The sequence below is a fragment of the Streptomyces sp. NPDC086777 genome, from assembly GCF_040702065.1.
Lineage (GTDB): Bacteria > Actinomycetota > Actinomycetes > Streptomycetales > Streptomycetaceae > Streptomyces.
The window spans coordinates 519,657-540,867 of sequence record NZ_JBFBJI010000001.1 but is presented as its reverse complement, the minus strand read 5'-3'; the positions used below and the strand labels follow the sequence as shown (position 1 = coordinate 540,867).

18 protein-coding genes and 1 pseudogene are annotated in these 21,211 nt (G+C 70.1%); 15 read left to right on the top strand and 4 right to left on the bottom strand.

The genetic code is table 11. From position 1 onward, the window contains the following. Nucleotides 1-146 precede the first annotated feature (146 nt). From ndk to AB0472_RS02385, 8 genes are all read left to right on the top strand, one after another. Nucleotides 147-560, top strand: a complete 414-nt coding sequence (gene ndk, locus AB0472_RS02420) for a nucleoside-diphosphate kinase (protein ID WP_093503045.1) — start codon at nucleotides 147-149, stop codon at nucleotides 558-560. Between the two features lie 330 nt (nucleotides 561-890). Beyond that, nucleotides 891-1,910 carry a rod shape-determining protein gene (locus tag AB0472_RS02415; RefSeq protein ID WP_046734341.1) on the top strand — a complete coding sequence of 340 codons (1,020 nt, stop codon included), beginning with the start codon at nucleotides 891-893 and terminating at the stop codon, nucleotides 1,908-1,910. A 195-nt stretch (nucleotides 1,911-2,105) separates the two neighbouring features. Then, entirely contained in the window at nucleotides 2,106-3,059 is a 954-nt protein-coding gene (gene mreC, locus AB0472_RS02410; protein WP_366352622.1) for a rod shape-determining protein MreC, read from the top strand. Between the two features lie 14 nt (nucleotides 3,060-3,073). Continuing rightward, complete coding sequence (gene mreD / locus AB0472_RS02405) at nucleotides 3,074-3,751, top strand: rod shape-determining protein MreD (RefSeq protein WP_366352620.1); 678 nt, start codon at nucleotides 3,074-3,076, stop codon at nucleotides 3,749-3,751. Nucleotides 3,752-3,866: 115 nt separating this feature from the next. After that, complete coding sequence (gene mrdA, locus AB0472_RS02400) at nucleotides 3,867-6,122, top strand: penicillin-binding protein 2 (protein ID WP_366352618.1); 2,256 nt, start codon at nucleotides 3,867-3,869, stop codon at nucleotides 6,120-6,122. Beyond that, nucleotides 6,119-7,318: a rod shape-determining protein RodA gene (rodA, locus tag AB0472_RS02395; protein ID WP_366352616.1), complete on the top strand. Its 1,200-nt coding sequence runs from the start codon at nucleotides 6,119-6,121 to the stop codon at nucleotides 7,316-7,318. The genes mrdA and rodA overlap by 4 nt, the downstream gene beginning before the upstream one ends. Nucleotides 7,319-7,528: 210 nt before the next feature. After that, the gene (locus AB0472_RS02390; protein ID WP_366352614.1) at nucleotides 7,529-9,034 is read left to right on the top strand and encodes a CYTH and CHAD domain-containing protein; all 1,506 of its coding nucleotides are present in this window, start codon (nucleotides 7,529-7,531) and stop codon (nucleotides 9,032-9,034) included. A gap of 105 nt (nucleotides 9,035-9,139) precedes the next feature. After that, nucleotides 9,140-11,122 (top strand): TIGR03960 family B12-binding radical SAM protein, encoded by a 1,983-nt coding sequence (locus tag AB0472_RS02385; protein WP_366352612.1) that lies wholly within the window; start codon nucleotides 9,140-9,142, stop codon nucleotides 11,120-11,122. A 300-nt stretch (nucleotides 11,123-11,422) separates the two neighbouring features. On the opposite strand, the pseudogene AB0472_RS02380 reads toward AB0472_RS02385, so the two are convergent. After that, nucleotides 11,423-12,257 (bottom strand): annotated as a pseudogene (locus tag AB0472_RS02380) (alpha/beta hydrolase). A gap of 62 nt (nucleotides 12,258-12,319) precedes the next feature. Further along, nucleotides 12,320-13,342, bottom strand: a complete 1,023-nt coding sequence (locus AB0472_RS02375) for a DUF4331 family protein (protein WP_366352610.1) — start codon at nucleotides 13,340-13,342, stop codon at nucleotides 12,320-12,322. Nucleotides 13,343-13,747: 405 nt separating this feature from the next. Between AB0472_RS02375 and AB0472_RS02370 the strand changes: the two genes are divergently transcribed. Then, complete coding sequence (locus AB0472_RS02370; protein ID WP_366352608.1) at nucleotides 13,748-14,659, top strand: LysR family transcriptional regulator; 912 nt, start codon at nucleotides 13,748-13,750, stop codon at nucleotides 14,657-14,659. A gap of 60 nt (nucleotides 14,660-14,719) precedes the next feature. On the opposite strand, the gene AB0472_RS02365 is transcribed toward AB0472_RS02370, so the two are convergent. Further along, nucleotides 14,720-14,893, bottom strand: coding sequence for a hypothetical protein (locus tag AB0472_RS02365; protein ID WP_366352606.1), 174 nt, complete (start codon nucleotides 14,891-14,893; stop codon nucleotides 14,720-14,722). Between the two features lie 17 nt (nucleotides 14,894-14,910). On the opposite strand from AB0472_RS02365, the gene AB0472_RS02360 reads away from it, so the two are divergent. Beyond that, a complete protein-coding gene (locus tag AB0472_RS02360; RefSeq protein ID WP_366352604.1) occupies nucleotides 14,911-16,116 on the top strand; it encodes a tetratricopeptide repeat protein in 1,206 nt (401 codons plus the stop codon). Between the two features lie 396 nt (nucleotides 16,117-16,512). Here the strand turns inward: AB0472_RS02360 and AB0472_RS02355 are convergent, their stop codons facing one another. Then, entirely contained in the window at nucleotides 16,513-17,202 is a 690-nt protein-coding gene (locus AB0472_RS02355) for a DUF899 family protein (RefSeq protein WP_366352603.1), read from the bottom strand. A gap of 490 nt (nucleotides 17,203-17,692) precedes the next feature. On the opposite strand from AB0472_RS02355, the gene ribB reads away from it, so the two are divergent. From ribB to AB0472_RS02330, 5 genes are all read left to right on the top strand, one after another. Then, nucleotides 17,693-18,349: a 3,4-dihydroxy-2-butanone-4-phosphate synthase gene (ribB, locus tag AB0472_RS02350; RefSeq protein WP_366352601.1), complete on the top strand. Its 657-nt coding sequence runs from the start codon at nucleotides 17,693-17,695 to the stop codon at nucleotides 18,347-18,349. Beyond that, nucleotides 18,346-19,053: an HAD family phosphatase gene (locus tag AB0472_RS02345; protein WP_366352599.1), complete on the top strand. Its 708-nt coding sequence runs from the start codon at nucleotides 18,346-18,348 to the stop codon at nucleotides 19,051-19,053. The genes ribB and AB0472_RS02345 overlap by 4 nt, the downstream gene beginning before the upstream one ends. 207 nt (nucleotides 19,054-19,260) lie before the next feature. Next, nucleotides 19,261-20,010 (top strand): SDR family oxidoreductase, encoded by a 750-nt coding sequence (locus AB0472_RS02340; RefSeq protein ID WP_366352598.1) that lies wholly within the window; start codon nucleotides 19,261-19,263, stop codon nucleotides 20,008-20,010. A gap of 54 nt (nucleotides 20,011-20,064) precedes the next feature. Further along, on the top strand, nucleotides 20,065-20,673 hold the full coding sequence (locus AB0472_RS02335; protein ID WP_366352596.1) for a VOC family protein: 609 nt from the start codon (nucleotides 20,065-20,067) through the stop codon (nucleotides 20,671-20,673). A 92-nt stretch (nucleotides 20,674-20,765) separates the two neighbouring features. Beyond that, the gene (locus tag AB0472_RS02330; RefSeq protein ID WP_366352594.1) at nucleotides 20,766-21,047 is read left to right on the top strand and encodes a DUF6400 family protein; all 282 of its coding nucleotides are present in this window, start codon (nucleotides 20,766-20,768) and stop codon (nucleotides 21,045-21,047) included. Nucleotides 21,048-21,211 lie beyond the last annotated feature (164 nt).

The following is a 21,211-nucleotide window of genomic DNA, read 5'->3' as shown; positions in this document are numbered from 1 at the left end:
GAGGCCGTTCGGGCCGAAGCGGGGGGCCGGGGGCGGCGGCCCCCGGGAGCGGCCGCCCCACCGACCCGCACACTGTGTAACGGTCGCTCAGACCAGCCCTGTAGCCTCTCCTCACCGCACCCGGCCAGTACCGAAGGAGCCCTCCCGTGACCCAGCGCACCCTCGTCCTGCTCAAGCCCGACGCCGTTCGTCGGGGCCTGACCGGCGAGATCATCAGCCGTATCGAGCGCAAGGCCGGCTGGCAGATCACCGCGCTGGAGCTGCGCACCCTGGAGCGCGCCACGCTGGAGCAGCACTACGCCGAGCACGTCGGCAAGCCGTTCTACGAGCCGCTGGTCGAGTTCATGTCCGCCGGCCCGTCGGTCGCCCTGATCGTCGAGGGCGAGCGGGTCATCGAGGGCATCCGCGCCCTGGCCGGCCCCACCGACCCGATCGCCGCCGCGCCCGGCTCCATCCGCGGCGACTTCGGTGTGATCGTCCGCGAGAACCTGATCCACGCGTCCGACTCCGAGGAGTCCGCCGAGCGCGAGGTCAAGATCTTCTTCCCCGGCCGCGCCTAGGGACCGTCAGGGCCCCGCAAAGGCCCGTACGGAGTTTTCGTGGAAGTTCTTGACGAGGCGTCAGTCCACTGAGCCGCACGATCCGGGACGGCCGAACGATTTCGGTCGTCCCTCGGCATATGCGTGCCGATCGGGGGAACGAGTGGCCCCGTCGGACCGTCTCCACAAGCGAGGCGGCCGTACACGTGCTGACAATGGCGAAGACCCTCGCGCAGTGTTCGTGCAGGCGCGTCTACCATGGAAGCCTTCACGTCACAGCACCCACTTCGCCGACCTGAAATGCCCTCAAAAGCTCCCGGGAAGGCCAGACGAATCCTGATGGGGAACTCAATGTCGTTCATCGGCCGTGACATGGCTGTCGACCTCGGGACCGCCAACACGCTGGTGTACGTCAGGGGTCGCGGGATCGTACTCAACGAGCCGTCCGTTGTCGCGATCAATACGAACACCGGTGGAATTCTCGCGGTCGGCGCGGAGGCGAAGAAGATGATCGGGCGCACGCCCGGCAACATCGTCGCCGTGCGGCCGTTGAAGGACGGCGTGATCGCCGACTTCGAGATCACCGAGCGGATGCTCCGCTACTTCATCCTCAAGATCCACAAGCGCCGGTACCTCGCGCGGCCGCGCGTGGTCGTGTGCGTGCCCTCCGGCATCACCGGTGTCGAGCGCCGCGCCGTCATCGAGGCGTCCTCGCAGGCCGGTGCCCGCCAGGTGCACATCATCGAGGAGCCCATGGCCGCTGCCATCGGCTCCGGCCTGCCGGTCCACGAGGCCACCGGCAACATGGTGGTGGACATCGGCGGCGGTACCACGGAGGTCGCGGTCATCTCGCTCGGCGGCATCGTCACCGCCCAGTCCATCCGCGTCGCGGGCGACGAACTGGACAACGCGATCATCCAGCACATCAAGAAGGAGTACTCGCTCCTCCTCGGTGAGCGGACGGCCGAGCAGATCAAGATCACGATCGGTTCGGCGTACGAGCTCGACTCCGACGAACACACCGAGATCCGCGGCCGGGACCTGGTCTCCGGCCTGCCCAAGACCGTCGTCATCTCGGCCGCCGAGGTCCGCAAGGCGATCGAGGAGCCGGTCAACGCGATCGTCGACGCCGTCAAGACCACCCTCGACAAGTGCCCGCCGGAGCTGTCCGGCGACATCATGGACAGGGGAATCGTTCTGACCGGCGGCGGAGCCCTGCTGCGCGGTCTGGACGAGCGGCTGCGCCGGGAGACCGGCATGCCGATCCACATCGCCGAGGACCCGCTGGACAGCGTGGCGCTCGGCTCCGGCAAGTGCGTCGAGGAGTTCGAGGCGCTCCAGCAGGTCCTGGACGCCCAGCCGCGCAGATGACACAACTCTTCGATTCCGCCGTACGAGATGATCTCCTCTCGTGCGGCGGATCGTTGATATGGAGGCATAGGCTCGCACAGAGCGACTTCCCCCCCCCCACAAGCCTCCGCGCCCCCCCCACATGCCCCACCTGCTTCACAAGCTTCCGAAATCAAGCTCCGCAAGTTCCTATCGAGGAAGGCACGGCCGCCGCACGTGAGGGACACGAAAGAGAGCCGGCTGCTCCTGGTGCTGCTGATCGCCATCGCGTTCGCGCTGATCACGGTGGACATCCGAGGTGGCAGGAACTCCCCGGTCGACGGTGCCCGGCAGGCCGCGGCCGCGGCCTTCGGCCCGATCGAGAACGGCATGTCGACGGTGGTGGACCCGGTCGGGAACGCCGTCTCCGCCGTCCGCGACTCCGGCGGCCGGCACGACCGGCTCGCCCGGCTGGAGAAGCAGAACGCGACCCTCAAGGCGAAGCTCGGCAGCGACGACCGCAACCGCAGCCGCCTCACCCAGCTGGAGAAGATGTTCAACGTCGCGGCCGAGGGCCAGTACGGCATCAAGGGCGCCCAGGTCATCGCCATAGGGTCGGCGCAGGGCTTCTCCTGGACCGTCACCATCGACGTCGGCTACAACGACGGCATCAGGCGGGACATGACCGTCCTCAACGGCAGCGGCCTGGTCGGGCGCGTGACCACCGTCGGCCCCGACGCCTCCACCGTGCTGCTCGCCAACGACCCCGACTTCACCGTCGGCACCCGTATGGAGGGCAGCGACGAACTCGGTTTCGCCTCCGGACAGGGCGACCGCCCGCTGCGCGTCGAACTCCTCGACAGCAAGGCCGAGGTGAAGAAGGGCGACCGGCTCGTCACCTTCGGCTCCCAGGGCGACAAGCCGTTCGTGCCCGGCGTCCCGGTCGGCACGGTCACCCGCGTCGACCCGTCCAACGGCGGCCTGACCCGCACCCTGTACGTCACGCCGTTCGTGTCCTTCACCAAGCTCGACATCGTCGGCGTGGTCGTCCAGGCACCGAAGAAGGACCCGCGTGACGAGGTGCTCCCGGCCAAGCCGAAACCGACCCCGACCCCGACGGTGACCGTCACGGTCACCCCCTCCGCGGACGCGAGCACCAACGCGTCCGACACCACCGGCGAGCAGCAGTAGGAGCTGAATCCCCCATGCGTGTCAACCGGATCCTGCTCTCCGCCGCCCTGGTCGTCGTCGCGCTGGTGATCCAGGTGAGCGTCCTCGCCCGCCTGCACCTGCCCGGCGCCGTCCCCGACCTCATGCTGCTCACCGTCCTCGGCCTCGCCATGGTCTACGGCCATGTGGGCGGCGCCCTCGTCGGCTTCGGCGCCGGACTCCTCGCCGACCTCGCCCCGCCCGCCGACCACGCGGCCGGCCGCTACGCCCTGGTGCTGTGCGTCGTCGGCTACTTCGCCGGCCTCATCAAGCCGGAGAACGGCCGCCTGAAGTCCGCGACCGGCCCGATGCTCGTCGTGGTCGCCGCCGCCGTCGGCTCCACCCTGCTGTACGCCGGCGTCGGCGCCCTCGTCGGCGACACCGCCGCCCGGCACGTCGGCATGACCAGCCTGCTGGTCACGGCCGCCCTGTACGACCTGCTGCTCGCCCCGTTCGTGGTCCCCGGCGTCATGGCCGTGGCCCGCCGCGCCGACCACGACCCGCTCACCGAGGCCAACTCCGGCGGCAAGGCGGGCGACATCTCCTCCGGCTGGATCTCCTCCGGCACCGGCATGCGCATCGGCGGCCAGCGCGGCGGCCTCGGCGCCCTCAAGGCCAGGGCCCGCACCCGCAATGTCCGCGTCGGCCGCATCAAGGGGGTCAAGCGCCTGTGAACGCGGGTGAGTTCACTCGAACGGGTGCACGGGGGCGGCACGCGGTCTCACAGCTGGATCGTTCATCATGCGTACGCGCACGCACATTTGTGCCGGGAGAGGGGGAGACAGCCCAGTGACCAACATTCCCGAGACAGGTCGGACCCCACGGGTCCAGATCCGTCTCGTCGTCATCCAGATCCTCGTCCTCTCCCTGCTCGGCACCCTCGGCGGCCGCCTGTGGTACCTGCAGATCCGGGAGGGCTCCGCGTACCAGAAGGAGGCCTCCGGCAACCACGTCCAGCAGGTCGTCGACCCCGCCGTGCGCGGCTCGATCCTGGACGCCCGCGGAGTCCCCCTCGCGGACAACGAGACCCGGCTGGTGGTCTCCGCCTCCCGCACCGACCTGCTCAAGCAGAAGGACGACGGCAAGGCGGTCCTGACCAAGCTCGCGGGCGTCCTCGGGATGAGCCCCACGGACGTCCTGCAGAAGGTCCGCCTCTGCGACGCCAAGACCCCCCAGCCCTGCTGGAACGGCTCGCCGTACCAGCCGATCCCGATCACCGACGAGGCCACCGCCAAGCAGGCCCTGCAGATCCGCGAGCGCTCCGAGGACTTCCCCGGCATCACCGCCGAGCCCGAGGCCGTCCGCCGCTACGCGAGCCCCGGCAAGTCGAACACCGCCCAGGTGCTCGGCTACCTCTCCCCGGTCACCGACGACGAGATCCAGCAGGCCAAGGACACCTCCTCCCCGTACCTGCGCTCCGACCAGGTAGGCCGGTCCGGCCTGGAGCGCGAGTACGACAAGGAACTGCGCGGCAAGGCCGGCGTCACCCGCTACGAGGTCGACAACCTCGGCCGCGTCATCGGCAAGGCCAAGGCCGACGCCGCCGAGCCCGGCTCCAACCTGGTCACCAGCATCGACTCCCGCGTCCAGCGGGTCGCCGAGTACCAGCTGGACAAGGCGATGAAGGCCGCCCGCCAGCAGTACGACAGCATCACCCACGAGAACTACAAGGCCGACTCCGGCGCCGTCGTCGTGATGGAGGCCAAGACCGGCCGGATCGTCGCCATGGCCTCCGCCCCGACCTACGACCCGAACGTGTGGGTCGGCGGCATCTCCGCCAAGGACTACAAGGCCCTCACCGGCAAGAACTCCGACTACCCGCTGCTCAACAGGGCCATACAGGGTCAGGCGGCCCCCGGTTCGACGTTCAAGGTGGTCTCCACCGCCGCCGCGGTCAACGCCGGCTACGCCTGGGACGGCGGCTACCCCTGCACCAGCTCGTACTCGGTCGGCGGCCAGGTCTTCAAGAACTTCGAGGGCGAGAACTTCGGTGACATCTCGCTGGGCCGCGCCCTCGAGGTCTCCTGCGACACCGTCTTCTACGGCCTCGCCGACCGCGAGTGGAAGAGGGACGGCGGCATCAACCCCAAGCCGGGTGAGCCGAAGGACTACTTCTTCAAGACCGCCCACCAGTTCGGCCTCGGCAAGGAGACCGGCATCGACCTGCCCAACGAGGTCACCGGCCGCGTCCCCGACCGCCAGTGGAAGGTCGACTACTGGAAGGCCAACAAGGACGCCTGGTGCAAGTCCGGGAAGAAGGACGGCACCTACGTCGAGAAGATCGAGTACGAGAACTGCCTCGAAGGCAACAAGATGCGCGAGGGCGACGAGATCAACTACTCCATCGGCCAGGGCGACACCCTCGTCACGCCGATACAGGAGGCGATGATCTACGGCGCCGTGGCCAACGGCGGCACCGAGTACCGGCCGACCATCGGCAAGGCGGTCATCAGCGCCGACGGCAGGACCGTCCAGGAGATCAAGCCCAAGGTGGTCCGCAAGCTGCCGGTCACCCAGGCCACCCTGAAGGGCATGGACGAGGCCTTCGCGGGCGTCATCACCCGCGGTACCGCGGCCTGGAAGTTCGGCGGCTGGCCGCAGGACAAGATCGCCCTGCACGGCAAGACCGGTACCGCCGAGGTCTACGGCAAGCAGACCACGTCCTGGCTCGCCACCTACAGCAAGGACTACACGGTCATCATGACCATCTCCCAGGCCGGTACCGGTTCCGGTGCCTCCGGTGAGGCGGTCCGCAACATCTACAGCGCGCTGTACGGCGTGGCGGCCGACGGCTCCATCGACAAGAACAAGGCGCTGCTCTACACCCCGCAGAAGGGCCTGCCGAAGGTCCGCACGGACGGCACGATCGACTCCCCGAAGGTCTCCAAGGACCCCGGGAAGGACTTCGAGGTCTACTCCAAGCAGGGCGACAAGAAGACCGACGGCGGGCAGACCCCCGGCGCCACCACGGCCTCCCCGTCCTCGGGCAACCGAGACACCCGCAGACGAGCCCGCAGGCGGGGAAGCCGGAGGATGCTCACATGACCGGCGTCAACAGCTTCTCCGTCTCCGGGTACGGCCCGGCGCGGGCCGGCTGGACCCGGATCTTCGCCCGGGACTCGCTGACCCGCCGCCTGGACTGGCCGATGCTGCTGGCCGCGGTCGCCCTGTCCCTGCTCGGTTCGGTGCTGGTCTACTCGGCCACCCGCAACCGCACCGAGATCAACCAGGGCGACCAGTACTACTTCCTGGTCCGGCACCTGATGAACACCGGCATCGGGCTCGCCCTGATGATCGCCACCATCTGGGTCGGCCACCGCCAGCTCCGCAATGCCGTGCCGATCCTCTACGGCCTCTCCCTGGTGGGCATCCTCGCGGTGCTCACCCCGCTGGGCGCCACCATCAACGGCAGCCGCAACTGGATCGTCTTCGGCGGCGGCTTCTCGCTGCAGCCCGCCGAGTTCGTGAAGATCACGATCATCCTGGGCATGGCGATGATACTGGCGGCGCGGGTCGACGCCGGTGACAAGAAGTACCCCGACCACCGCACCGTCCTGCAGTCCCTCGGCCTGGCCGCGGTCCCGATCCTGATCGTGCTGCTCATGCCCGACCTCGGCACGGTCCTGGTCATGGTGACGATCATCCTCGGGGTGCTGCTCGCCTCCGGCGCCTCCAACCGCTGGGTCTTCGGCCTGCTCACCGCCGGCGTGGTCGGCTGCATCGCCATCTGGCAGCTGCACATCCTGGACGAGTACCAGATCGCCCGCTTCGCCGCCTTCGCCAACCCGAGTCTCGACCCGGCCGGCGTCGGTTACAACACCAACCAGGCCAGGATCGCGATCGGTTCCGGCGGCCTGACCGGCGCGGGCCTGTTCCACGGCTCGCAGACCACCGGCCAGTTCGTCCCCGAGCAGCAGACCGACTTCGTCTTCACGGTCGCGGGGGAGGAGCTGGGCTTCGTCGGCGCGGGCCTGATCATCGTGCTCCTCGGGGTCATCCTGTGGCGCGCCTGCCGCATCGCCCGCGAGGCGACCGAGCTGTACGGCACGATCGTCGCGGCCGGGATCGTGGCGTGGTTCGCGTTCCAGGCGTTCGAGAACATCGGCATGACCCTCGGCATCATGCCGGTCACCGGCCTGCCACTGCCGTTCGTGTCGTACGGCGGTTCGTCGATGTTCGCGGTGTGGGTGGCGGTGGGGCTGCTGCAGTCGATCAGGGCGCAGCGGCCGATGTCGGCGTAGCGGCCGATGTCGGCGCAGCGTCGGCGTCTCGGCCGATGCCGGGTAGCGCCCATGCCTCGGCCGACGTCGGCATAGACGTCCGCGCCCGGGGAACTCAGGGAGGTGAACAGGCCGAACCGGTCTGTTCACCTCCCGTACTTATTGGGTCTTCCTCTGATTTACCCGCTTTGGCCTCTGCCTCCGCGGCGGCCCGACCACTAGATTCAACTCATGGCGGACACGAAGCGCGAAATCGAGCGCAAGTACGAATCCGAAGACAGTGGCCTGCCCGACCTGACCGGCGTCGCCGGAGTGGCGAACGTCGTCGACAAGGGCACCGCCGACCTCGACGCGACCTACCACGACACCTCCGACCTGCGCCTGGCCTCGGCCAAGGTCACCCTGCGCCGCCGCAGCGGAGGCAGCGACGCCGGCTGGCACCTCAAACTCCCCGTCGCCCCCGGCGTCCGGGACGAGATCCACGCCCCCCTCTCCGACACGCTCCCCGACGAACTCGCCGCCCTCGCCCGCTCCCGGGTGCGCGAGGGCCAACTGGTCCCGGTGGTCCGGCTGCGCACCACCCGGGACGTCCGCCACCTCGTCGACGCCGACGGCGCCCTGCTCGCCGAGGTCAGCGTGGACCGCGTCCGGGCCGACCGGCTCTTCGGCGGCGACGGCAAGGCGGAGTGGACCGAGATCGAGGTGGAACTCGCCGACGGCGGTGACCCCGCCTTCCTCGACAAGGTGGAGAAACGGTTGGGCAAGGCGGGCGTCCGCCCCTCCGAGTCCCCGTCGAAGCTCGCCCGCGCCCTGGCCGAGACGAAGGGCGCTAAGCCCCGCCCGCCCAGGACCGGCTCCGCCGCGCCCGTCACCGCGGGCGACCACGTCATGGCCTACGTCCGCGCCCAGCGCGACGCGATCGTCGAGCTCGACCCCGCCGTCCGCCTGGACACCGAGGAGGGCGTGCACGACATGCGGGTCGCCACCCGCCGGCTGCGCAGCACCTTCCGCACCTTCGGCAAGGTCCTCGACCGGCAGGTCACCGACCCCGTCGCCGACGAGCTGAAATGGCTGGCCGGCGAACTGGGCGTGGGCCGCGACCAGGAGGTCCTGGCCGAACGCCTCATGTCGGCCCTCGCCGACGTACCCCCCGCCCTCGTCCACGGCCCCGTCCACGACCGTATCCAGCACTGGGCCGAGGCGAGCGAACGCGGCTCCCGCAGCCGGCTCCTCGGAGTCCTCGACTCGGCCCGCTACCTGGCGCTCCTCGACACCCTGGACGCGCTGACCGCCGACCCGCCCCTGCTGAAGGCCGCCGCAGGCGACCCCGAGCAGGTCCTCACCAAGGCCGTGCACAAGGACTTCGCCAAGGTCACCGACCTCATCGAGACGGCCATGGCCGAGCCCCCCGGCCACGACCGCGACCTCGGCCTGCACGAGGCCCGCAAGAAGGCCAAGCGCACCCGTTACGCCGCCGAGGCCGCCCACCCCGCCCTCGGCAGACCGGCCAAGACCATGGTCAAGTCCATGAAGTCCCTGCAGACCCTGCTCGGCGAACACCAGGACAGCGTCATGGCCCGCGAGACCCTGCGCGAGCTGTCCGCGGTGGCCCACGCCGCCGGGGAGAGCGCGTTCACCTACGGGCTGCTCCACGGCCGCGAGGAACAGCGGGCGTCGGCGGTCGAGGCGGAGGCGCCCGGGGCCTGGGCGGACATCAAGGCCGGGGCGCCCGTGTGATCCGGGCGTACGGGGGAGCCCTCCGACCGGGTTACGCTTGATGGTCACCCTTCCCGGCCACCGGCCGGAGGGCGCCCCCCCAGCCACCTCACAAAGGTCCGCGAGATGCCTGCCGAAGCCGCCGCCCAGGTCGCTGAGTCCGTGTTCCCGCAGCTCGAAGCTCTGCTCCCGCACGTGCAGAAGCCGATCCAGTACGTCGGCGGAGAGCTGAACTCCACGGTCAAGCCCTGGGAGACCTGCGACGTCCGCTGGGCGCTCATGTACCCGGACGCCTACGAGGTCGGCCTGCCCAACCAGGGCGTCATGATCCTCTACGAGGTCCTCAACGAGCAGGAGGGCGTCCTCGCCGAGCGCACCTACAGCGTGTGGCCGGACCTGGAGGCGCTGATGCGCGAGCACCGCGTCCCCCAGTTCACCGTGGACAGCCACCGCCCGGTGAAGGCCTTCGACGTGTTCGGCCTGTCCTTCTCCACCGAGCTGGGCTACACGAACATGCTCACCGCCCTGGACCTGGCCGGCATCCCCCTGGAGTCCAGGGAGCGCACCCTCGACGACCCGATCGTCCTCGCGGGCGGCCACGCGGCCTTCAACCCCGAACCGATCGCGGACTTCATCGACGCGGCCATCATCGGCGACGGCGAGCAGGCCGTCCTCGACATGACGAGGATCATCCGCGACTGGAAGGCGGAGGGCCGCCCCGGCGGCCGCGAGGAGGTCCTCCTCCGCCTCGCGAAGACCGGCTCCGTCTACATCCCGGCCTTCTACGACGTCGAGTACCTCCCCGACGGCCGGATCGCCCGCGTGGTCCCGAACAGGTCGGGCGTCCCCTGGCGCGTCTCCAAGCACACCGTCATGGACCTCGACGAGTGGCCCTACCCCAAGCAGCCCCTCGTCCCGCTCGCCGAGACGGTCCACGAGCGCATGTCCGTCGAGATCTTCCGCGGCTGCACCCGCGGCTGCCGCTTCTGCCAGGCCGGCATGATCACCCGCCCGGTCCGCGAGCGCTCCATCACCGGCATCGGCGAGATGGTCGACAAGGGCCTCAAGGCCACCGGCTTCGAAGAGGTCGGCCTCCTCTCCCTCTCCTCCGCGGACCACTCGGAGATCGGCGACATCGCCAAGGGCCTGGCCGACCGCTACGAGGAGGACAAGATCGGCCTGTCCCTCCCCTCCACCCGCGTCGACGCCTTCAACATCGACCTGGCCAACGAACTGACCCGCAACGGCCGCCGCTCCGGCCTCACCTTCGCCCCCGAGGGCGGCTCGGAACGCATCCGCAAGGTCATCAACAAGATGGTCTCCGAGGACGACCTCATCCGCACCGTCTCGACGGCCTACGGCAACGGCTGGCGCCAGGTGAAGCTGTACTTCATGTGCGGCCTGCCCACCGAGACCGACGACGACGTCCTCCAGATCGCCGACATGGCGACCAAGGTCATCGCCAAGGGCCGCGAGGTCTCCCGCTCCAACGACATCCGCTGCACCGTCTCCATCGGCGGCTTCGTCCCCAAGCCCCACACCCCCTTCCAGTGGGCCCCGCAGCTCTCCGCCGAGGAGACGGACGCCCGCCTGGAGAAGCTTCGCGACAAGATCCGCGGCGACAAGAAGTACGGCCGCTCGATCGGCTTCCGCTACCACGACGGCAAGCCCGGCATCGTCGAGGGCCTCCTCTCCCGCGGCGACCGCCGCATCGGCGCCGTCATCCGCGCCGTCTACGAGGACGGCGGCCGCTTCGACGGCTGGCGCGAGCACTTCTCCTACGACCGCTGGATGGCCTGCGCCGACAAGGCCCTCGCCCCCCTCGGCGTCGACGTCGACTGGTACACCACCCGCGAGCGCACCTACGAGGAGGTCCTCCCCTGGGACCACCTCGACTCGGGCCTCGACAAGGACTGGCTCTGGGAGGACTGGCAGGACGCCCTCGACGAGACGGAGGTCGAGGACTGCCGCTGGACTCCCTGCTTCGACTGCGGGGTGTGCCCGCAGATGGACACCAGCATCCAGATCGGCCCGACCGGCAAGAAGCTGCTGCCGCTGACGGTCAAGAACGCAGGTCAGGCGCCTGCTTCGAGTGGTCACACGCACTGACGTGAGCGAGGCATTCGATCGGGTGATGGAGGCGCTGGCCGGGGTGAGCGAGGAGGAGGTGACGGCTGCGCCGGCTGCGGTCGGCGCTTCGCGTCCTCGCCCGTCTGCGCTGCTGGCGCCCTGTCGGACCCCGCTGCCAAGCCCACGCTGCCGGACCTAGTGGTACCTCGGGCATCCATTCGGTGGTGGAGTGGACGTGCCACGGGGTTCCGCGCGGCGGGAGGGCCTTCTGAGCCCCCTCCCTGGTCCGGGAAGGGGCTCAGTGTTGTCCGGTGACTGCCGATCGTCGGCTCGATCGAGCTAGTCGAAGAACTGGAGCAGTTCGGCGTTGACCTCGTCGGCGTGTGTCCGGCACAGGCCGTGGTCAGCGCCCTCGATGGCCACGTACTTGCTTCCCGAGATGAGTTCGTGGGAGCGCGGGCCGCATGCCTCGATCGGCAGGACATGGTCGGCGGTGCCGTGCAGGACTGGCACCGGGATGTCGATCTTGGGTAGATCGGCGCGGAAGCCGGTGTGCCAAGTGGCCACGCAGGCGATGGTTCCGGTGGGCGAGGCTCCGGCCGCGGTGTTCCAGGCGTCCTGGACGGCCTCGGTGCTGATCCGGGAGCCGAGCGTCTCATCGAGGTTGAAGAAGTTCTTGTTCCACTCGGTGAAGTACGCCAGCCGGTCCGCGGTGAGCGCCGCCGCGATCTCGTCGAAGACCTCCTGGGGTACCCCTTGGGGTGTTTCAGGTGTCTTGAGCAGGTACGGTGGCACCCCGGAGATGATCGCGGCCCGCCGTACCCGGTCGGATCCGTAGGTGCCCAGATAGCGGGCGATCTCGCCGCCGCCCACCCATGGAGTGCCCGGCGATGTCGATGTCGCGCAGGTCCAGGGCGGCCAGGAGCTTGTCCAGGTCGGCGGCGAAGGTGTCGTAGTCCTAGCCGGTGGTGGGCCGGCTCGAGCGGCCGAAGCCGCGTCGGTCGTAGGTGATGACCCGGCGCCCGGCTGCCAGCAGGGCGCGTTCCTGGCGTTCCCAGGCCCGGCCGCTGAGCGGAAAGCCGTGGATGAGTACGACGGGCCTGCCCGGCCCGTGGTCTTCGTAGTACAGCTCGATCGGCGCGGAGTTCTCCTGGCCGACGGTCACGAAAGGCATGGCGTCTCTTTCGAAGTCGCTGCGGTGGGGTTCGCTTCCCGCGGTGGTGCGGAAGGGGACGGTCACGCGGGCACGACGTAGGGGAAGCGGTCGGTCCGCAGGTGTTGGGCGACAGCCGGCTTGAGCCCGGACGGTACGGCCGTGTTGGTCACGAGGGACAGCATCGTCTCGGGCGCGTTGTCGGCCAGGGTGCGGCCGTTGCGGGTGGCGAAGCCGTACGTGGCGGGGGTTCCGACGACGTAGGGCAGCACATCTGGGAACAGCTGCCGGGCTACGGTTTTGCCGTAGCCGTCCGGGTCGGCGCAGGTCCCGGTGGCTGCTACGACGGCGGCGACCTGGCCGGCGATGAGCTCGCCGGTGGCATCGAGGTCCTCGGAGGGATGCCGGGTGTTGGCGGGGTTGGTGAAGTCGGTGTCGCCGGGCCAGAAGATCGGCCACATCATCGGGTGCCCGCCGCGGTTGATCTGCCGCCATCCGCCGGCGTCGGTGGCCAGCTTGGTCGTGCACCACACGCCGGTGCGGGCCCCGGGTCGCAGCTGCGGGTGGTCGTGGGACACCTCGAGCACGATCGATTCCACGGTGGTGTCGGTGAAGCTGTTCTGTGCCTCCTGTGGGCGCCATTCCGACAGGTCGACCGCCGTTCCCTTCGCCACCGCTCCGTTGACGACGGCCAGCAGGGACAGGTCGATGTAGAACGAGTCGGAGATGCGCCCGGCCCAGATGCGGGTGCCGTCCGCGGCGGCCGTCTCACCGGTGCGGCCCTCCAGCAGCAGGTCTCCGTCGGCGGAGTCTTCGCGCGCGTCGTCCCCGGTCAGGATGTGCAGCTGCAGGGTTTGCCTGTCGTCCGGGTCGGGTTCGCCGAAGGAGACCCGGTAGGTCAGGGTCTCGAAGTCGGCGCCGTCGAAATGAACTTTGAATTCGTAGCGTGCCTCAGGGTGGAACCCGGGCTGGGCGTAGACGCCGGTGATGTCGGAGTTGACGTCCATGACGAACACCGTGCTGTTCTCGCCGGGGAAGACGTAGAGGTCGTCGATGAACAGTTGGCCGTTCTGGGCCGCCAGCGGAGTGTCGAGATGGTGAGACATGGTGGGTCCTTACTGCTCTCGGTCTCGCTTCGGGGGTCTGGAGGGTGCGGGCGGATCCGCGTGCCCTGCACCGTCCGGGTACGGGGTCGTGAACCGGCTGCGAGTCGTCGTCCTCGTTGGCTCGGGGCGCTCTCGCGTGAGCGGCGTCCACCTGAACCGTCGTGCAGGCTTGATCAGAGCCGTCTGCCGTCGCACGTCCGCTCTCGATGGCGCAATTCGGCCCTGAGTGACATGTGCGTGCCGTTCCCGCGGGGGCGGCGGAACCCATGACAATCACTGTGCCGAACCTGCCTGGAGATCGCGACATTTTGAACTTGTCGGTCGTTTTTCCGGACGGCTTCATCCTTGCCGGGTGGGCGGCGGCCCGGTACTGCCCAATCGAGAATCTCCTCATAATCTGTGGTTATGACTCAGTCGCCTCCCGACCTCGGCAGTCTTCAGTTGCTGACATTGGTGGCCGAGCTCGGCAGCCTCGGTCAGGCCGCCGAGCGGCTGGGGATCAGCCAGCCCGCCGCGAGTAAACGCCTGACCCTGCTCGAGCGGCGCCTGGGGCTGCCGCTGGTGAACCGCGACACCCGCGGCTCAGTGCTGACCACCGAGGGCAAGGCGGTGTGCCAATGGTCGGGGCGGGTGCTGGCCGAAGTGGACTCGCTGATGGTGGGCGTCGCGGCGCTGCGCGGTGACCGCGCCATCGATCTGCGCCTGGCCTCCAGCATGACGCTGGCCGAACACTTCGTACCGCGCTGGATCGGCGCGCTGCAGCGGCGCACGCCCGATATCTACGTCAGCCTCAAAGTGACCAATTCCGAACAGGTCGTCGCGCTCGTCGCAAGCGGTCAGATCAGCCTGGGGTTCATCGAGACGCCCGCAGTGCCTGCCGGGCTCAGCTCATGCCAGGTGGGCACCGACCGGCTGGTTGTCGTGGTCGCCCCGCAGCATCCCTGGGCACGACGGCGGGAGCCGGTGGATCTGGCCGAGCTGGCCCAAACCCGGCTCATCGTCCGCGAGGCAGGTTCAGGCACGCGCGAGACGCTCGAGCGTGTACTCGTCGGCGCGGGCGTCAAGCCGGTCAGACCCCTGATGGTGTTGGACGCCAATGCCGCCATGCGCAGCGCCGTGGCCGAAGGCGCCGGTCCGGCGGTGCTCAGCGCGGTCACTGTCCAGGATGACCTGGCTGAGGGGCGCATAGTGGAGGTCCCGGTGGCGGGGGCAGATCTGCACCGGCGGCTTCGCGCAGTGTGGCCGAAGGGCCGCCCCTTGGCCGGCGCGGTCGAGGAACTGCTTCGGATCGCGGTATGCACCCGCCCCGAGGAGTGATCACGCCTTGATTCATCTGCGAGAGCCCGTGGGGACGGCCCTTGAAGCGCTCTGTGTGGTTCACGGGCTGTGCTGTGCGGTCGCCATGAACAACATGGCTGCGATACAGCAACGAAGGGCGAACGCATCCTGTTGGTCTTCCAAGAGGACCGTCGGCATGACGAAGAGCAGGTACAAGGAGTTCAGCTCCTGCTGAATCCACCAGTCGAGCGCCATCAGAGCGGCGACCAGCACGGCTGACTCACCGATTGTTGTCGTGGTACCTGCTCACCCTGGATGCCGCCAACAGGATTATCAGGCCGAACTGCTGGGTCGTCTTCCCCGACGAATTCCCGCTTACCGGCTCTCCGCAGACGTTTTCCGGCCCGCACGATGCCCGGGCCTGGCTCACCGCCGAACACACCAATCTCGTCACGGCGATCGTCCATGCCTCGGAGCACGGGCCCGCACCCTTCGCCTGGCACCTGGCTCACGCGCTGCGAGGAAACTTCTATCCCCACCGATTGGACGGGGGCGCGCTTGCCGCCAGCCAAGCGGGACTGCGCGCAGCCGAAGCACACGACCATCCGCTCGGACGGGGAATGCGCCACATATCTCTCGGCTTCGCGGCATGGGACTTGGGGGATCTGAATGCGGCGCTGGAGGAGCTCAACTCGGCGAAGATCCAGTTCGAGCGGATCGGCTACCAGCGGGGGCTTGCGGCCGCCTGGAACGACTCCGCGGAGGCCTGCACCAGATCCGGCCGGATCAGGGAGGCGTTCCCTCACGCCTCCGCCGCCCTGACATTCCACACGGATTACGCTCCGAGCCGTGTGGTGCATCATGCCAACCTCGCCGAGATCTTGCGAATACAGGGAGACTACTCGGCGTCCAGGCAGCATGCCGAGGAAGCGCTGGGTCTCGCGGCTCAGAACGGCACTCCTCAGACAGAGGCTGTGGCCAAGCTCGAGGCAGGCTTGACGCACCTGGCCATGGGCGAAATGGAGACGGCGGAGACACTGCTGTCCCAAGGCAGGGCCGCGGCCGAGCTCGTCGGGTCCCAGAACAACCTCTACGACGCCATGTCGGCCATGACTGTCCTCTCGGTTCGTGCCGGGCGCGTTGCCGACGCGCTCTATTGGATCGAGCCGCTGCACGATCTGCTGGATCTGGGGGTGCCTGGCTTCGCACCGGAGGATCTCGCGGAAGCGGCGATCGTAGAGACGTACCTGGCTGCGAACCGACTTGACCGTGCACTCGATTTCGGTGCCGCCGCGCTGGCCCGCCGTGTTGCCGCGGGTCACGGTCTGACGGTCATGCGTCTGCGCGTGGCTCTGGGACGCGTACACGCGGCTGCAGGCGACCCCACGACCGCTCGATTGCTCTGGGAGGCCGCGCTCCCGCACACCATCGAGGAATCCCTCCCCGAACGCACTGATGTCGAGGGTCTGCCGGCGACGCTGGAGCACTGCGCCTGACAGCGGCCACCAGCTGGCCTTTGCCTTCTGATCTCCTTGCCGCCCGAACGAGGATGGCCGTGCGGCGGCAGGCGGCCAGGTGGGTGGCGGCGACCTGGTTGTATCGAGCGGCTGCGGACGACCGCGTGGACCTCACGTCGGTGTGGGTGTGTTCTGAAGGCGTGCGAGGAGCGTGCCTTGACCACGAGTTCCACGTCGAGACGGGGCGAGGGGGTGGAACGGCGAGGGGGTGGAACAGGGCCCTCCCCCTGGATGTGGAGCGGTTGGTGTCTGCCCGCAGATGGACGCCAGCATCCAGATCGGCCCGACCGGCAAGAAGCTGCTGCCGCTGACGGTCAAGAACGGGGCGTCGGCGTCGGGCGGGCACGCGCACTGAGGTCGTCGTACGGGGCGGGCTCAGCCGGAGCCCGGGCCGTAGAGGGCGGCGATGTGCTCGGACGTCGCCCAACGGCTGTAGGTCGGGGACTTGGGCCAGCCCCCGGGTGAGTCCTGCCACTCCTCCTGGCGTCCGTACGGGAGGAGATCGATCAGGGCGAAGCTGTGGCTGAGCTGCTCGGTGCCCCGGCCGTCGGTGTGCCAGGTGCGGTAGACGGTGTCGCCGTCGCGCAGGAACACGTTGACCGCGAACCCGCCGTCGGGCGGTGCGCCGACGTCCGACCCGAACGGGCTGCCGGCGGTCGAGTACCACGTCATCCGGTTGCCGACCCGGCGCCGGTAGGCCAGTGCCTCTTCGATCGGGCCCTGGGTGACGACGACGAATCGGGCGTCGTAGGCGTCCAGGAACTCCAGGCGGGTGTACTGCGAGGTGAACCCCGTGCAGCCCGGGCACTGCCATTCCTTCCCGGCGAACCACATGTGGTGGTAGACGATCAGCTGCCTCCTGCCCTCGAAGACGTCCGCCAGCCGGACGGGGCCGTCCTCGCCCTCGAGCGTGTAGTCGGGCATCTCGACCATGGGCAGCCGGCGGCGCTCGGCGGCGATGGCGTCGAGCTCCCGTGTCGCGGCCTTCTCCCGGGCCCGCAGTGCCTGGAGCCGCTGCTCCCAGGCCGCGGCGTCGACGACGGGCGGTAGCGCGAGGTCGGTCATGGTGTCCTCCCGGATCTCGTGGACGGCTTCGGCTGTACGAGGACAGACCGCCGCGGACCCGCGAACTCATCGGCGGGCCTGTGGACGCGCCGGCGGCGGCCGGGGGCGCGTGCGCCAGCTTGTGGTGGTGGCGCAGGAACGTGTCGGCGGCCCTGCGGTGGGCGGCGACGCCGTAGGGCCACCGGTCCTCGCCCAGCAGACGCAGGTTCTCCTCGAACGGCTTGCTGAACCAGGGCGTCACGAGGTCGCCCCGAGCGAAGAGAGGCCGGGCGGAGATCGTCGCCGCGCGCTGGTTGTTCGTGCGGCGGGCTCCCGGTCCGGTTCCGGGCCGGGGGGCTCGCCGATCTCCGCGGGGGCGCGCGGGGCGTCCACCGGGCGCGATCCGACCGGGCCCAAGTGATGCGTGCGCCGCCGCGGGATCCCTCAAGTGGGTTCGTCCGGCCACCGATGGAGTGGGCAGGAGTGACGAGTCGGGGAAAGGGCTGGTCCTGTGACGTCAGTTTCGGTGCCGCGGCCGCCGGGTGCGGACTTCGGGACGGTGGCCGTCGCCGTCGAGGATCTGCGGGCCGGCCGGCCCGTGATCGTGGTGGACGACGCGGACCGTGAGAACGAGGGCGATCTCGTCCTGGCGGCCCAGTTCGCGACGGCCGAGGCGGTCGGCTTCTTCGTACGCCGGACCAGCGGTCTGATCTGCGTGCCCATGGCGCCGGAGATCGCCGACCGGCTGGAGCTGCCGCTGATGGTTCCGGCCGCCTGCGGCCCCGAGGCCACCGCGTACACCGTCTCCGTGGACGCGGTCGGTGTCGGCTCCGGGATCTCCGCCGCGGACCGGGCGCTGACCGTCCGCACCCTGGCCGAACCCGGCTGCCGTCCGGACGCGCTGATCCGGCCCGGACACGTGTTCCCGCTGCGGGCCAGGGCCGGAGGGATCGCGGAACGGCGCGGGCACACCGAGGCGAGTGTCGACCTCATGCGCCTCGCGGGACTGCACCCGGTCGCCGTGCTCAGCGAGATCTGCGAGGACGACGGCTCCGTCACCCGGTCCGACCGGCTGCGGGCGTTCGCCGGCGAGTACGGGCTGACCCTGCTGTCGGTCGACCAGCTGTCGGCGGCGCTGCCGCTGCGTCCGGACACGAGCACGGTGTGACGCAGGTGCGACCGGCGACGATCTTCGACCTGGACGACACGCTGATCGACAGCGGTGCGCAGTGGTCCCGGGTGTGCGCGGCCTTCGCCGCCCGGCACGGGCACCGCTGGCAGGCCGCCGACGAGGCCGCGCTGCACGGCAACGGCGGCTGGGCGTCGTACGTCGCCGGGCTGTGCGGCGGCGCCGTGAGCGGCGCCGAGGTGGCGGAGGCCTGCACCACCGCGATGGTCGGAGCCTGCGCCGAGGGGCGGGTGCGGGCACTGCCCGGGGCCGTGGAACTGGTTCTCGAAGCGGGACGGCACGGGCCCGTGGGCGTGGCGACCGCAAGCCCCCGGCGTTTCGTGCTGGCGGTCCTCGCGGAACTGGGCCTCCGCCCGGAGCTGAGCGCCGTGGTGTGCGGGGAGGACGTGCTGCGGGTCAAGCCCGCGCCGGACCCCTATCTGCGTGCGGCGGCAGCCGTCGGCGTCCCGCCGTCGGGGTGCGTGGCCGTCGAGGACTCCCCGAACGGCATCCGCTCGGCGGCGGCCGCCGGCATGACCGTTCTCGCCGTCCCCCGCCGGGGTACGCGGCTGCCGGTCGACGTCAGCCGCCTGTCCGCGGCGCAGGCGGGCAGCGCGGCCGGCGCCCTGCCCGTGCTGAGACGGCTGCTCGCATCCCGCTCCCTGGTCCGCGAGGAGGCTTTCGGGGCGGGCGCTCGGCCTTGAGCGGCACGGGCCGTCCGGCGGGGCCGGGGGCGTGCCGGTGAGCCCGGATGCCGTTCCGCCGGGTGGGTGACAGACTGGGGTTCCCGTTCGCCGGGATACGGTCCGGCATCTCGTCGGCACCACCGCGCACCCCGCGCCTCGGGGGGCTACCGGTAACGGCCGGCAGGGCCCGCTGCGTGGGCGGTGCCGGCGGACGTGGAGGCGGTCATGGCCGGCGGGTCGAGCGGAACGCACGGAGAACTGGCCGGGCAGACGGTCGTCGTGGTCGGCGGCAGCGGCGGCATCGGCCTGGAGACGGCGCGGCAGGTGCGGGCGGCCGGCGGCGAGGTGGTGCTGACGGCACGCAACGAGGAGCGCCTGCAACGGGCCGCCGACGAACTGCACCCGCTCAGCACGGCCGCGTTCGACGCCCAGGACACCGCATACCTGGAGCGCTTCCTCGGGGAACTGCCCGGGCGGGTCGACCACGTGCTGGTGACGGCGGGCAGCCCGTCGTACACCCCGCTCGGCGAACTCGATCTGACCGCCGCGGCCCGGGACTTCGGCGCGCGGATCGCCATGCTGCTGGCGGTGGCGAGGGCGGGCCGGGAGAAGGTCGGACCCGGGGGAACGCTGCTGTTCGTCGGCGGCACGGGCGGCCGGCGGCCCGCGCCCGGGATGGCCGTCGTGGGCGCGGTCACCGCGGCGCTGCCGGCGCTCGTCGCCAGCCTGGCGCTGGAGGTCGCCCCGGTCCGGGTCAATCTCATCGCGGCCGGGTTCGTGGACACCCCGCTGTCCGCCGCCCTGCTCGGCGACCGACTGGAGGCGCGGCGCGAGGAGTTGCGCAGGACGCTGCCCATCGGCCGGGTGGTCGGCCCGTCGGACGTCGCCGCGCTCGCCGTGCACATCATGGTCAACGGCGCCCTCACCGGCGCCACTTACGACATCGACGGCGGTCAGCAACTGCTCGCCCACTGACCGCCCGTCCGCGCCCGCATCCGCATTGCCCCTACGAGACGGGAGGCGCAACTCATGGACATGAAACTGGAGGTCGTCGTGGTGCCGGTGGCCGACGTCGACCGGGCCAAGGACTTCTACACCACGCTGGGCTGGCGGCTCGACGCGGACGTCGCCGGCGACGGGGGCTTCCGGGTGGTGCAGGTGACCCCGCCGGGCTCCCCGGCGTCGGTCATCTTCGGCTCCTCGGTCACCGACCAGGCTCCGGGCTCGGCCCAGGGCCTGCACCTGATCGTCGACGACATCAAGACCGCCCACGACGAACTGGCCCAGCAGGGCGCCCACCCGAGCGACGTGTTCCACGACGCCGGCGGCGTCTTCCACCACGCCGGCTCCGACGCCCGGGTGCCCGGCCCCGACGGCAGCTACGGTTCCTTCCTGTCGTTCAGCGACCCGGACGGCAACGGCTGGCTCCTCCAGGAGGTCACCGCCCGGCTCCCGGGACGGCTCGACCCCGCGGCCACCACGTTCTCCTCGGCCGACGACCTGGCGGCCGCGCTGCGGCGGGCCGAGGCGGCGCACGGCGAGCACGAGGCCCGCACCGGCAGCAGGGACCCGGACTGGCCGGACTGGTACGCGCGGTTCCTGGTGAGCGAGCAGGCCGGGACCGAACCGCCCACGTGAACCGGCCGAAGCCGTCCCCGCCTCTCCGACCTGCTGTGATGTGTCCCACGGGCCCTTGTCCACACCCGGAGGGCTTACCTAAATTCGGTTATATGTCCGACAAAGATGCGTCCCGTCCCACCGAGCCGGTCGAGTTCTCCGTCGACCTCACCGGTCATGAGCTGACCCGCCGCGCCCATGTCATGGCGGCCCTCGGCGACGACTGGGACCCCGTCGAGACGGTGCGGGGCGAGGAGGAGGCGTACGACATGCTGTACTCCGGCCTCGACCCGGAACAGCAGCGGCTGTACGACACCCTTCTCGCGGCCGGCGTCCTTCCGCGCCGCGGGGCCGGCGAACGTCCCGGCGACGGCGGCGACGCCCGCACCGCCTGATCCTCACCCGCCAGGGGTGACCACGTCCCCGGCGGCCGGCGCGACCATGGTGGGCCGGTAGGCATGACCGCCGGGCGCCGACGAAACCGTGACACGACCGCCATGGAAGCCGCGCCCGGCCCGGCCGCACAATCGGTGAAAACCGAACACCGGCGAAAAGAACG

Excerpts from the sequence above, each read along its gene's own strand:
- mreD (WP_366352620.1), top strand. The coding sequence starts at position 3,074 with ATGCGTGTCAACCGGATCCTGCTCTCCGCCGCCCTGGTCGTCGTCGCG.
- AB0472_RS02335 (WP_366352596.1), top strand. The coding sequence starts at position 20,065 with ATGGACATGAAACTGGAGGTCGTCGTGGTGCCGGTGGCCGACGTCGAC.
- AB0472_RS02385 (WP_366352612.1), top strand. The coding sequence starts at position 9,140 with ATGCCTGCCGAAGCCGCCGCCCAGGTCGCTGAGTCCGTGTTCCCGCAG.
- AB0472_RS02355 (WP_366352603.1), bottom strand. The coding sequence starts at position 17,202 with ATGACCGACCTCGCGCTACCGCCCGTCGTCGACGCCGCGGCCTGGGAG.
- AB0472_RS02370 (WP_366352608.1), top strand. The coding sequence starts at position 13,748 with ATGACTCAGTCGCCTCCCGACCTCGGCAGTCTTCAGTTGCTGACATTG.
- AB0472_RS02340 (WP_366352598.1), top strand. The coding sequence starts at position 19,261 with ATGGCCGGCGGGTCGAGCGGAACGCACGGAGAACTGGCCGGGCAGACG.
- AB0472_RS02375 (WP_366352610.1), bottom strand. The coding sequence starts at position 13,342 with ATGTCTCACCATCTCGACACTCCGCTGGCGGCCCAGAACGGCCAACTG.
- rodA (WP_366352616.1), top strand. The coding sequence starts at position 6,119 with ATGACCGGCGTCAACAGCTTCTCCGTCTCCGGGTACGGCCCGGCGCGG.
- AB0472_RS02390 (WP_366352614.1), top strand. The coding sequence starts at position 7,529 with ATGGCGGACACGAAGCGCGAAATCGAGCGCAAGTACGAATCCGAAGAC.
- AB0472_RS02415 (WP_046734341.1), top strand. The coding sequence starts at position 891 with ATGTCGTTCATCGGCCGTGACATGGCTGTCGACCTCGGGACCGCCAAC.
- AB0472_RS02330 (WP_366352594.1), top strand. The coding sequence starts at position 20,766 with ATGTCCGACAAAGATGCGTCCCGTCCCACCGAGCCGGTCGAGTTCTCC.